Source organism: Cupriavidus sp. GW823-FHT07A04 (genome assembly GCF_058794615.1).
Window position 1 is genome coordinate 1 of the sequence record NZ_JBXAHA010000026.1, and the last position, 11682, is coordinate 11682.

At 63.5% G+C, this 11682-nt stretch carries 10 protein-coding genes; 5 read left to right on the plus strand and 5 right to left on the minus strand.

The features are described from left to right. Positions 1-457: 457 nt before the first annotated feature. Positions 458-847: a nuclear transport factor 2 family protein gene (locus tag AC1Q7Q_RS34505; RefSeq protein WP_416048614.1), complete on the plus strand. Its 390-nt coding sequence runs from the start codon at positions 458-460 to the stop codon at positions 845-847. Positions 848-951: 104 nt separating this feature from the next. On the opposite strand, the gene AC1Q7Q_RS34510 is transcribed toward AC1Q7Q_RS34505, so the two are convergent. Then, positions 952-1989 carry a DNA-binding protein gene (locus AC1Q7Q_RS34510; RefSeq protein ID WP_492374827.1) on the minus strand — a complete coding sequence of 346 codons (1038 nt, stop codon included), beginning with the start codon at positions 1987-1989 and terminating at the stop codon, positions 952-954. A gap of 141 nt (positions 1990-2130) precedes the next feature. Between AC1Q7Q_RS34510 and AC1Q7Q_RS34515 the strand changes: the two genes are divergently transcribed. Continuing rightward, positions 2131-3342, plus strand: a complete 1212-nt coding sequence (locus tag AC1Q7Q_RS34515; RefSeq protein ID WP_492374828.1) for a tyrosine-type recombinase/integrase — start codon at positions 2131-2133, stop codon at positions 3340-3342. Between the two features lie 52 nt (positions 3343-3394). Continuing rightward, positions 3395-3979 (plus strand): DUF1294 domain-containing protein, encoded by a 585-nt coding sequence (locus tag AC1Q7Q_RS34520; protein WP_492374829.1) that lies wholly within the window; start codon positions 3395-3397, stop codon positions 3977-3979. An 86-nt stretch (positions 3980-4065) separates the two neighbouring features. Here AC1Q7Q_RS34520 and rpoD read toward each other — a convergent pair whose 3' ends face one another. From rpoD to AC1Q7Q_RS34535, 3 genes are all read right to left on the minus strand, one after another. Then, the gene (gene rpoD, locus AC1Q7Q_RS34525) at positions 4066-6027 is read right to left on the minus strand and encodes an RNA polymerase sigma factor RpoD (protein ID WP_253932086.1); all 1962 of its coding nucleotides are present in this window, start codon (positions 6025-6027) and stop codon (positions 4066-4068) included. A 366-nt stretch (positions 6028-6393) separates the two neighbouring features. Next, positions 6394-7719 (minus strand): type II toxin-antitoxin system HipA family toxin, encoded by a 1326-nt coding sequence (locus AC1Q7Q_RS34530; protein ID WP_492374830.1) that lies wholly within the window; start codon positions 7717-7719, stop codon positions 6394-6396. Further along, positions 7709-8044, minus strand: coding sequence for a helix-turn-helix domain-containing protein (locus tag AC1Q7Q_RS34535; protein WP_492374831.1), 336 nt, complete (start codon positions 8042-8044; stop codon positions 7709-7711). The genes AC1Q7Q_RS34530 and AC1Q7Q_RS34535 overlap by 11 nt, the downstream gene beginning before the upstream one ends. A 220-nt stretch (positions 8045-8264) precedes the next feature. Between AC1Q7Q_RS34535 and AC1Q7Q_RS34540 the strand changes: the two genes are divergently transcribed. Further along, on the plus strand, positions 8265-9050 hold the full coding sequence (locus AC1Q7Q_RS34540; protein ID WP_492374832.1) for a TatD family hydrolase: 786 nt from the start codon (positions 8265-8267) through the stop codon (positions 9048-9050). 182 nt (positions 9051-9232) lie between these two features. Continuing rightward, entirely contained in the window at positions 9233-9775 is a 543-nt protein-coding gene (gene speG, locus AC1Q7Q_RS34545; protein ID WP_150990208.1) for a spermidine N1-acetyltransferase, read from the plus strand. Between the two features lie 21 nt (positions 9776-9796). Here speG and AC1Q7Q_RS34550 read toward each other — a convergent pair whose 3' ends face one another. Continuing rightward, a complete protein-coding gene (locus AC1Q7Q_RS34550; protein ID WP_492374833.1) occupies positions 9797-11665 on the minus strand; it encodes a flavin monoamine oxidase family protein in 1869 nt (622 codons plus the stop codon). Positions 11666-11682: the final 17 nt, after the last annotated feature.

Here is an 11682-nt window from a genome sequence, read left to right on the forward strand (position 1 = left end):
CGTTTGCTGCAGCGAAGGAACGAGACTATAAAGAATTATCTGCGTTTCATCAATACTTTTTTAATCTTTTCTTGCTCGGGCAAGTTTCGCTCTGCCTATTACTCACCTTCCCCACTAGCAGCCCCGCGAACTCTACCGCCCTGCCCTGAAGCTGAGCCTCCTGCCGCGAAGGGAGCGAATACTAGGTCGTTCGCGCAACGCTGGCAAGTTTTTTCCAAGATTTTTTGCCCCAAGCTTTGTCGCCGCGGGATGAAGGTCACCGCACAGCACTTGTGCAATGACGATGGGGGGCAATGACGATGGGGGCACCGACCGCCTGCGCGACGGGCTCCGGCCAGAGCCGAACGGCGCGGATCCCCGAGCCGAACATATTGTATGCAATAATAGAATGCAATTGCATGGTTTGACGCCCGCCATTCAGGCCACCGCCAGGCGGATTCATAGATCTGGAGACAACATGACATTCAGCACCCCCGGCATGACATCACAACACGTAGCCGCTCTTGAGCCGATCGAGAACTACCTGCAAGCCCACATCACCGGCAATGCGGAATACATGCGCAAGGCGTTCCACCCGGATGCCAGGATCATCTCGTTTCGCGAGGGAAAGTTGCACGCCTTGACCCTCGATGAGTTTTCCGCGCGCTTCCAGGGCCAGCCCGCGGCAGATGAAGCACAACGCAAGCGCTACATCACGCATTTCGACGTCACCGGCAACGCCGGCACTGCCAAGGTCGTGCTGGAGTATCCGGAAGTGACCTTCACGGACTACATGACGCTCCTGGAAATCGACGGCGTCTGGAAGATCGCCAACAAGACGTTCAGCGCAGCGCCGCCGAAAAAATAATCCGCCATCCGCCTTCACGCGGCGCTCCGCAGGCTTTACCCGCCGGCAACTCGCGCTAGCTGGCCAAGTAGCTCGAAACCAAACGCGTCGATCGCAGCGGGCTCTCAAGCCGGCCCGGGCTTGAACTTGGTGCGCGTCACCGGCGCCAGGCGCCTGGCCGTCATCAGGCGGCGCGTCGCGGTGGCCTCGGCTTGCGCACGCTCGGCCCGCCGCAGCGCCACCTCGATTTCGGCCCGTAAGCGCTCCCGCGCCACTTCCCCCTCCGCTAGCGCCTGCTGCGCCTCCACCCACCGCCGGCTGAGCGTGTCGCGCTCGGCCTGCAAGCGCACCCGCTCCTCCGCGCCCGCGACGGCCGCGTCTTGCGCCCTCACCTGCGCCGCGGCCATCCCGGAGCGCAACTCCCCCACCACCTGCTCTGCCTTCTGCCGCAGCGTGCGCTCCTGATCAATCTCGCGCAGCGCGCGGCGCTCGGTGGCGCTGGCCCGTTCCTGCGCCACCGCGACCTGCTCGTGGGTGCGCTCCAGGTCCGTCGAGAACTGTGCATGCATTTCGCCCAAGTGGCGCTCGAGCGCCTCGATCTGGCGCTTGCCCTCCTCTTGGCGCGCCCGCGCGGCTGCGTGGGCCTGGCGCTCGGCTTCCAGTTCCCCTTGTAGCGCCACACGCGCTTGCCGGGCGGCGCCGAGTTCAGCTTGCACGACGGCTTTCTCCTGCTCGGCCACCACCAGAGCGGCCCGCGCCTGGTCGCGTTGCGCTTCGGCCTCGCTCGCCTGGTGTCGGGCCTCCACGCGCAGCGATGCCAGTTCGCCGGCGGCAGCCTCGTTGGCGGCTTGCCAGATCGACTGCACGGCATCGGCGGCGATCTGCTTGAGTGCGTCCGGCAACTCGGGGTGGGCGATGGTCACGCGCATCTTGTCGCGCATGTCTTGCCAGAACTGCGCCAGCACCTCGGTCGGTGTGCCCATGCTGCCCTTGCGCACCAGCCCGTAGAGCTTGTTGGCGGTGGGCGTGATGCCGTAGCGGAAGAACAGCAATCCACACACCTCTCGATAGAGAGCACGTGTTTCCGGGAAGCGTTCGCGCAGTTTGACGATGTCAGCCTGCAGGATTTGCTCGTTTGCCGTGGTTTCTGGGCTAGTGGTCATGAGTTTTGGAGAGGTTCCGGCAATTTATAAATATTACTACGTAATACGTAATATTTCATGAATAAACAGGCAATCTTTAGACATAACTGTTGTTCTGTCTATAATTACGCCTAATTTGAGAACGAGACTCACGCCTCACCCATGGAATCCAGCCAACTGCCCCTCGCCACCCTGCCGGCCACCCCGATCGAGCGCTTGCGCGTGCCCGCCGAGCTATCCGGCGCCGCCGGCACCAACAGGGCGCGCGGCGGCACCCCGCAGATCTCGGCCGCGGAGGATTTGGCCGCGGTGACTGCCTGGCTGGCGCGCTATGCCGACACGCCCACTACCCTGCAAACCTATCGGCGCGAGGTAGAGCGGCTACTGCTATGGGCCGTGATGCAGCATGGCAAGCCGCTGTCGTCGCTGACCCATGAGGATTTACTGGTGTACGAACGCTTCCTGGCCGACCCGCAGCCAGCCTGGCGCTGGGTGATGGCGTCGCGCAAGAAACTAGCGCGTGGTGCGCCCGAGTGGCGGCCGTTTGCCGGGCCGCTCTCCCCAGTCAGTGCGCGGCACACCATGGTGATCCTCAATGGCTTGTTCGCCTGGCTGGTCGACGCGGGCTACCTGGCCGGCAACCCACTGTCGCTGGCGCGCAGCCGGCGCAGCCTGCCCAAGCCGCGTATTACCCGCTACCTGAGCCACGACATGTGGCAAGCGGTCAAGGACGCCACCGCTGCCATGCCGGTCGAGACCGAGCGCGACCGCCTGCACGCGGCGCGTTGCCGTTGGCTGCTGACCGTGCTGTATCTCGGTGGCTTGCGTGCAGCGGAAGTGGCCAGCACGCGCATGGGGGCGTTTTTCTGTCGGCGCGACAGCCAGGGCCTGGAGCGGTGGTGGATGGAGGTGACAGGCAAGGGCAACAAGACGCGGCTAGTGCCGGCCACCGATGAGCTAATGGCGGAGCTGGCGCGTTACCGCAACGCCCACGGTCTGCCGTCTGCGCCAAGCCCCGGCGAGGATCGCCCCATTGTGCTGCCCGTGATCGGGCGCGAGCGCGCCCTGTCGCGTGGCGCGCTGCATTTGGTGCTCAAGGAGATCTTCGGGCTGGCGGCAGAGCAGTTGCGCGCGCGCGGCCCCGAATGGGCAAGCCGTGCCGAGGTGCTGGCCGGCGCCTCGGCACACTGGCTGCGCCACACAGCCGGGTCGCATATGACGGATCGGCAGGTCGACCTGCGCTTCGTGCGGGACAATTTCGGGCACGCGTCCATCGCCACAACCAGCGCATACCTGCATGCGGAAGACGATGCGCGGCACCAGGCCACGCAGGAGCGCCACCGGCTGGGCTGGGGCACAAAGCAGGATCAATGACCATGCACATCAAGGGGTAGCTAGAATGCGCATCGCCGATGGACAAGCAAAAATGAAAAAAGCGGGCCGCGTCAAATCCTGGCATGCCGACAAGGGCTACGGCTTCATCGATATCCATGCGGACTTGAAAGACATCTTCTTTCACATCACCGCGTTGCAGCACCGTGCCGTCCAGCCCAAGGCTGGCGACCGCGTGACGTTTGAACTAGGCAAGGACAAGGACGGCCGCATGCGAGCCACCAGCGTCTCGATACTGGGCGCGCCGAAGGGGCGAAGCCAGGTGAGCCGGCCAAACCTGTTGCCTGCCTTCCTGGCGGCAGCGGCGCTGATGGCCATTGCGGGCGGCGCCCTTAGCGGATACCTGCCACGATATGCAGGCCTCGTCAGCCTTGTGATGAGTGCCGTTGCGTTCCTTGCCTACGTGCTCGACAAGAACAGCGCCAAACACGATGCTTGGCGCACGCCCGAGGCCAGGCTGCACTTCCTGGCGCTGTGCGGAGGCTGGCCGGGCGCGCTTGCCGCGCAGCACCTGCTGCGCCACAAGAATCGGAAGCAAGAGTTCCAGCTGGTTTTCTGGGGCACCGTTGCCTTGAACCTTGGCGCCCTCGTCATGTGGAAGACGTACTTGCCTGGCTGAAATAGCAAAGGGGGCTACGGCTTTTAACTTTGCCGTAACCCCCTTCGACCAGCCTTCGCCCGGCACGCGCCGGGGCAGAACCCTGATTAGCCTTCCTTCAGGAACGCCTTCAGATGGTCCGCGCGGCTGGGATGGCGCATCTTCTTCATCGCCTTGCTTTCGATCTGGCGAATCCGTTCGCGCGTCACATCGAACTGCTTGCCGACTTCTTCCAGCGTGTAGTCGGTCGACATGTCGATGCCAAAACGCATGCGCAGCACCTTGGCCTCGCGCGGCGTCAGGTCGTCGAGCATCTCGCGCACAGTGGCGCGCAGGCTAGCGTGCAACGCGGCTTCGGCGGGGGACGCGGTGTCGGAGTCGGCAATCATGTCGCCCAGGCTCGTGTCACCGTCTTCGCCAACCGGCGTTTCCATCGAAACCGGTTCCTTCGCGATCTTCATGATCGAGCGGACCTTCTCTTCGGGCATCTCCATGCGCTCGGCCAGAGCAGCGGGATCCGCAGCCTTGCCGGTGCGCTGCATGATTTCGCGCGAGATCCGGTTGAGCTTGTTGATCGTCTCGATCATGTGCACCGGCACCCGGATGGTCCGGGCCTGGTCGGCGATCGCGCGCGTCACGGCCTGGCGAACCCACCAGGTTGCATAGGTGGAGAATTTCCAGCCGCGGCGGTACTCGAACTTGTCGACCGCCTTCATCAAGCCAATGTTGCCTTCCTGGATCAGGTCCAGGAACTGCATGCCGCGGTTCACGTACTTCTTGGCGATCGAGATGACCAGGCGCAGGTTGGCCTGCGTCATCTCGTGCTTGGCCTGGCGCATCTGCCGCTCGGCTGCCAGCATCTGGCGATTCACCAGCTTCAGTTCCGACAGCGGCAGCACCACGCGGGCGTGGATGTCGATCAGCTTTTGCTGATGCGCTTCGAGGTCCGGCAAGCTGCGGGAAACGGAGTCACTGTACGAACGCGACTCGCCGGCGATCGCACGGCCCCAGGCGAGATTGGTCTCGTTGCCCGGAAAGCGTTCGATGAACTCCTCACGGGGCATGCCGCAACGCTCGACCATCAGTTGCAGGATCTGGCGCTCGACCACGCGTACTTCTTCCACCACCGTCTGCACATCGGCGCACAGGCGCTCGATGGTCTTTGCGGTAAAGCGGATCGACTTGAGCTCCTCCCGAACCGCGAGCTGTGCCACGAGGAAGCCTTCGGACTCCACGCCGTGGGCGGTGTAGGCCTTGCGCATGGCTTCGAAATGATTGGCCACGCGAGCGAAGCGGGTCAGGCAATCGTCACGCAGCTTGGCCAGGCTGGCGGTTTCGTTGGCTTGCGCGGCCGCACCTTCGTCGACGGGCTCGTCCGAGGCGCTCTCATCCTCGGCGACGACTTCGTCGCGGCTGGTGTCTTCCTCGGCTTCGGCGACTTCGCCTTCCCCTTCGATCAGGCCGTCGACGAGCTCATCGATACGCGTTTCGTCGCGGGCGACCCGCTCCGACAGCTCAAGAATCGTCGCAATGGTGGACGGGCAGGCAGCGATGGCATGCACCATGCGGTTCAGGCCGTCCTCGATGCGCTTGGCGATCTCGACTTCCTGCTTGCGGGTCAGCAGCGTTGCCGAGCTCATTTCCCGCATGTACATCCGCACCGGATCGGTGGTGCGGCCAAATTCCGAGTCAACCGTCGAGAGCGCAACTTCCGCCTCTTCATCGGCCTGGTCGTCAGATGCGGCGACCGCGCTGTCGCGCAGCAGCAGCGCTTCAGCGTCCGGCGTCTGCTCATAGATCGTCACGCCCATTTCGGCGAACGTGCTGACGATGCTCTCCATCGCCGCGGTGTCCGTGAAATTGCCCTGCAAATGGTCGCTGATGTCCGCGTGCGTCAGGTAGCCTCGCTCCCTGCCCAGCTGGATCAGCGCGCGCAGCTGCTGGCTGCGTTCCGTTGCTTCGGTTGCGGGATCAGCTTGAGTCGTGGACGCCGCACCCCTGCCGACAGGCTTTTTGCCGGTCAATGCTGTCTTTGTTTCTGCCACCGTCCGTTGTGCGCCACTCGCCATTAACTGCTGCTCCCTTGCTGAATTACTTCTTAACTGTTGCTGTTGCCCGTACGAGGGTACACCCAACGCACCTCTGGCTGTCAAAGCCGTCACAGGATGGGTACCTGTCGAGAGATGCATGGCTGACGCCACCACTACCGGGTTCTTCCAGTATGGTGGTCCGCGCTCGTTTAGGCCAAAGGGCGATATTCTACATTCGTTGGTGCGACGCAGCACGTGCTAAAAGTTTTTTACCGCATCGCCGAGGCCCTTCAACCCCTCTTAAATTTGCGTTGCCATGTCACTCCATGCTAGGCAATAGCCCTATTTTCACGCACAAACCGGGAGAATTACCCGCAATATGTGACGCAAAGATTCCATATGACCTCATCGGGCCTTGTGACCGAAAGCACCGTCAGGATTTACATACAGATTTGTTTTTTTCTTGCCAGCCAGGCTACCGGGCCCGGAAAGGCCGGCTTCTTCCCTTAATGGGGCGGGTGCCGATTTCCCCGGCCGTGCATCCGGCTTGATGTCCTCCAGCCCTTGCGCCCATGCCGCCAGCATCCGCTTGGCGATTTCCCGGAACTCCGGGTACCGGCCAGCGCACTCAGCTACCATCGGCAGCACTTTTCGAACCGCCTCGGTCACCTGCGCCGCGCACGCCGCCATGTCGGTCCGGGACAGCGACAACCGGGCCCCCCCGTATTGGGTCAACCACTGCCCGGATGCCCAGGTCCGCTTGCCGGCCAACGGCAGCCCCGGAATATCTGCCTGGTACTCGGGGTAGGCCGTCACCGTGACGATGTCGTAAACCGGCGCCAGCCGCACGTCCTCTACGGAGGTATAGACCACTGCGAAGTTTTTCAAGTGCGCGTCTGCATTGCGCAGCGCATAGTTCACGAGCAGCAGCGTAAACAGCCGCCTCGCGCTGTCCTTGCGATGCGGGGCACTGATGTAAATCGACGACAGTTTGGCCAGGTCCTCAAGGCTGCCTTTGTACTTATTGACGGGATCCAGCCCCTTGAGTGCGCAGAAATCCTCGACCGCCAGGCGGCCCCCGTTGGCCAGCCGGTCGAAACGCCGGATGGCCAGCACCTCCCCGTCCTCCGAGAGTTGTGTCTCGGGGACCTCCAGGCCCGCATGCCGCGCGACCTCCAGGCACAGGAATTCATTGACAGACAGGCCGGGCAAGTCGGCCGGACCGGTTTTCAGGATGAACTCATCGGTCCAGACCGTGGCCTTGTCCTCTGGCCTGGCAAGCAGCTTCGGCATGACGCCAGAGACCCCATCGGTAATACCGGCTTCCAGCTGCCGCAACAGGTTGTCCCGTGAGCCTGTTGCGGCAAGCAGGCTCGCCATGTCCAGGTTGGAGGCGGGGGCGTCCACCGATACGCCACGGGGCACCACCCTGACCCTGCCGATTCCGTTCGCGCCGGTCAGTGCCAACAGGCCCTGGTCGCTCACGTCGGCATGGGCGCCAAGTTTTCGGCGCACCAGGTCTTTTTTGTACCCTTCAGGCAGGTTCATCTGAAAAAAAGGCAGCAATCCGGCAGCCCATTTATATGACTCTGCCCGCGCTGGGAGCAGGAGTGAGACGAGGTTGTGCGCCTGTACGTCTGGCAGGTAGGTGAAAACGCTCGCGCGCGCCTCTTCGACCAGGGTGCCCACTGGCGTTGCATTCACGTAGACGTCCAGTACCTTAGCGCTCATCCGCCCTCCCCGTGGCTGCCTGGGGCTTGCTATGGGCATGCCTGACCCGCCGGCGGAGGTCTCCCGCAGCGGCATTGCCTGTTTCGGACTCTGCCAGCACGTCGTCAAGGGTCCTTCGGTGGCCGGCGGGCCGTGCGAGCAGCTCAAGCCCGACGGCTTCAAACAGGCTCAGCAGCTTCACGGCGCCCAGCTCCGGCAAGCCGCCGGTCTCGAACCGGCTGATCCGCGCACGCGGCACCCCGCTGGCGTCCGCGACTTCCTGTTGGGTTTTGTTGGCAAGAAGCCTGGCGTGCTTAAAGGCCTCCCCCAGTTCGGCGAGATTCATATGCCACCTATAAAACATTAAGCCTTGAAATGCATTTAATGTACTGTATATGAAACAGAAGAATGGATCAAGATAATGTTCCGCATATAGAACAATAACTGCCAATTCCCTATTAATGTTCTATATATGGAACATTAATAGGGCTGCACAGGCACGGTATTTAAGCGGTTAGACTGCATACCTGTCGAACCACCAGCCACCCCATCCCTTAGCCAGAGACATGCACCTGATCGACATTGGCGTGAACTTTCACTCGTCTCAGATTGCCCCGCACACCGCCGTGATCCTGGAGCGCGCTACAGCAGCGGGCGTGGTCGGCATCCTTGCCACCGGCACCTCGCTGGAATCAAGCCGAAAGGCACGCGACCTGGCCAGCCGGCATCCCCATTTCCTCTTTGCCACGGCCGGCATCCACCCGCACACCGCCAAGGACTGGTCGCCAGCGGTCCTGCAGTCCCTCCAGGCGCTTTGGGAGAGCCCTGATGTGGTGGCAATCGGGGAATGCGGGCTGGACTACAACCGCAACTTCTCTACGCCAGCCGACCAGCGCCACGCCTTCGAGGCACAACTCGAAGCGGCGGTGCGCTGGAAGAAGCCGCTGTTCCTTCATTGCCGGGACGCCTTCGACGATTTCTACGCCATGGTCGCACCCGCCGTGCGCGCGGGCGCCCACGGCGTGGTGCACTGCTTCACCGGCGCAACCGATGAGGCAGCCGCTTTCGTAGCGCTAGGCCTGGACATCGGCATCACCGGCTGGGTCACGGATATCAAGCGCGGCCAGGCCCTGCGGGAGGCCGTGCAAGCCATCCCGCTCGAGCACCTGCACCTGGAGACGGACGCGCCCTATCTCGGCCCGAAAAACCACAAGAACCGGCGGCCTTACAACGAGCCCGCCAATCTTCCCTGGATCGCGCAAGCGGTCGCCGAGCTGAAGGGGCTGAGCATGCGCGAAGTGGCGGATCAGTGCACCCGCAACAGCCGCCGCTTGTTTGGCATTCCGGCCTGATGCGCTCCGCCCCACACCAGTCACTTCAAGCTTTGCGCCTGAACGTGCCCGCATTACACTGGAACCCGCCCATAGCCGGGCGAGTCCAAAAGACCTTCGCCCGGCCAGTCTTGTGTCTCCAACCGATCCATGATGGCTTGGGCCGACCCATCAATCGAAGAACAATCAAGAAAGGCCCACCGATGGTGACCGAAACCGGCCAGAACCTGCTCCTGCGCCCGCTGGAGCGCAGCCATCTGCATTTCGTCCACAGCCTCAACAACGACGCCAAGATCATGCGTTACTGGTTCGAGGAGCCGTACGAGACCTTCACCGAGCTGTCGCAGCTATATGACCGCCACGTGCACGACCAGCGCGAGCGCCGCTTTATCTGCGAGAACCTGGAAGGCGAGGCCGTCGGCCTGGTCGAGCTGATGGAGTTGAACCATATCCACCGGCGCGGCGAGTTCCAGATCATCGTGGCACCCGCCAGCCAGGGCCGCGGCTATGCCAGCACGGCCACGCGGCTTGCCATGGACTACGCCTTCATGGTGCTGAACCTCCACAAGCTGTTCCTGATCGTGGACGTGCAGAACGAAAAGGCGATCCACATCTACGAGAAATGCGGCTTCCAGCGTGAGGGCGAGCTGCGGGAAGAATTCTTCAGCTATGGCGCGTATCACAACGCACTGCGCATGTGCGCCTTCCAGCGCGACTACCTCGCGTCGCGACCACGGCAGCGCTGAACAACCGCTGCCGCCTCCACATCAGCCAGCCAACTCGCCCACCGCCCTCCACGCCTGATCAATGGCGGACGTCAACGACGGGCTGCCCGCGCTATCGCTATTGGCGATCACCACATTGCCAGCGCGGGCGCGCGAGCGATCCAGCACGGCCTGCGCCGCCGCTTCTTCCTCGAACAAGCTGTTGGGCATATAGCTGTAACCGTGTGCCCAACGGTTGACGGTGATGCCCCGGATGACGTCCTTGCCGGCAAAGCCGCCTGGCGCCAGCATGCGATCGAGCTGGCTGCGCACGCCCTTCTCCAGTTCGCTGAACGGCGTACCCAGCAAGAAGGCGCGCCCCGCGCGAAAGCGCTCGCGCGCCTGCATGCCGCTGTCCGGCACGGTGGGCACATAGAGCATATGCAGCACCACCGGATCTGCCGGACGCGCGCCGGCTGGCTTCTCCAGCCACAGGTCGGTGTAGGCCATGGCCGGCGCGTGGATGCGGCTGGTCTTGAGCGCCTCGAAGGCACGCCAGTTGTCCAGCGCCACCTTGGTGTAGACCACGGGCGCCTTCACGTCGGCGCGCAAAGCTTGCTTTTGCGCGTCCGGCAGGCCGGGCATGATGAACGGGATCATCATGTTGTAGCCTGCCAGCACTACATGCGCGGCTTCGACCCGGTGCAGGTTCCCATTCCAGCCGTAGGTCACGCGCGTGATGCGCTGGTCGGGCTCGATGGCGATGGCTGTGCTGTTCAGCCGCACCCTCACCCTTGCATCTTCGGCATCGAGCCGGCTGTAGTCGAAGCTGGCCGCGCCGATGGCATCGGGGCTGGCGATGCTTGCCACGCCCGGGACCAGGTTCTGCACCAGCAGCCGCGCCAGCGTGGCGTTGCCGTCGGCAAACCAGAGCTTTGACGCGGGCGACTTGCCAAGGCGCGGATTCAGGCTGGGCGGTGGCATGTTCTTGCCCGCCGGCAGGCCAATGGCCAGCGCGTCGAACACGGATACGCCGTCGGCGTCGAGCGCATAGGCATCGTTGCTGCGGCTGCGGAAAAAGCGCTGTCCATCCAGCCCCAGGCCGGCCTTCTCGCGCAGGAACGCCGCGTAGCTGGTGCGCTTCAGGTAGGCCAGCCGCTCGCTTTCGCTCATGCCGGCCAGGTAATCCGTGCCGCCGTCGGCCAGCCGCGCCAGCGCAGCGCGGTCTTGCTGGGGCAACGGCGCCTTGTCGAGGAAGGCTTTGAAGGCGGCGGCATCCACAGGCTGCGTGCCTATCCCCTGTGCGGCTATCCCCTGCGCAGCTATCCCATTACGGCCATCGATCAGCCCCGCAAACGGATCGCCGGCAAGCAACTGGTCCCGGCCGAAATGCTCCTGGTCGAAGAACACCGAGCGGCCCATGCCCAGCTCGCGGTATGGGTCGCGTTCGGCGGCTTGATGGCGCTTTGCGTCTACACCGAGGCCGGCCAGCAGCGTGGCCACCGCGCGGCTGTCCAGCGCGGTCGATGGCATCTCGGCGCTGCCGCCGTACGTCACCAGTTTCTGCCCGCGCACGGTGAACTCGTTGCGCTTGGCGTGCCCGCCGAAATCGTCGTGGTTGTCCAGGATCAGGATGCGCTTGCCGGCGCCAAAGCGGCGCTGGTAGAACCACGCTGCTGCCAGCCCGCTGAGTCCGCCACCCACCACCACCAGGTCGTAGACTTCGCGCGCCATGACGGCGGGATACTTGGCGCCCTCACGCGCCAGGCTGTGCGCGAGCGTATAGGTGCCCGCATGGTTGCCGCGCAGCCCGGTCAGCGCGGGCGGGTAGCCGGCACCGCGTTCGGCGGCCTGCAAAAGCTGGGACGGCGCCAGCCCCGCGGCAATGGTGAGCGCGGCGCCGTTAAGGAAATCTCTGCGCGTGATGGTCATGGCAATAGGATTCGCTT

Bases quoted from the DNA above. Each gene is read 5' to 3' on its own strand.
- AC1Q7Q_RS34505 (WP_416048614.1), top strand. From the start codon at position 458: ATGACATTCAGCACCCCCGGCATGACATCACAACACGTAGCCGCTCTT.
- AC1Q7Q_RS34510 (WP_492374827.1), bottom strand. From the start codon at position 1,989: ATGACCACTAGCCCAGAAACCACGGCAAACGAGCAAATCCTGCAGGCT.
- AC1Q7Q_RS34515 (WP_492374828.1), top strand. From the start codon at position 2,131: ATGGAATCCAGCCAACTGCCCCTCGCCACCCTGCCGGCCACCCCGATC.
- AC1Q7Q_RS34520 (WP_492374829.1), top strand. From the start codon at position 3,395: ATGAAAAAAGCGGGCCGCGTCAAATCCTGGCATGCCGACAAGGGCTAC.
- rpoD (WP_253932086.1), bottom strand. From the start codon at position 6,027: ATGGCGAGTGGCGCACAACGGACGGTGGCAGAAACAAAGACAGCATTG.
- AC1Q7Q_RS34530 (WP_492374830.1), bottom strand. From the start codon at position 7,719: ATGAGCGCTAAGGTACTGGACGTCTACGTGAATGCAACGCCAGTGGGC.
- AC1Q7Q_RS34535 (WP_492374831.1), bottom strand. From the start codon at position 8,044: ATGAATCTCGCCGAACTGGGGGAGGCCTTTAAGCACGCCAGGCTTCTT.
- AC1Q7Q_RS34540 (WP_492374832.1), top strand. From the start codon at position 8,265: ATGCACCTGATCGACATTGGCGTGAACTTTCACTCGTCTCAGATTGCC.
- speG (WP_150990208.1), top strand. From the start codon at position 9,233: ATGGTGACCGAAACCGGCCAGAACCTGCTCCTGCGCCCGCTGGAGCGC.
- AC1Q7Q_RS34550 (WP_492374833.1), bottom strand. From the start codon at position 11,665: ATGACCATCACGCGCAGAGATTTCCTTAACGGCGCCGCGCTCACCATT.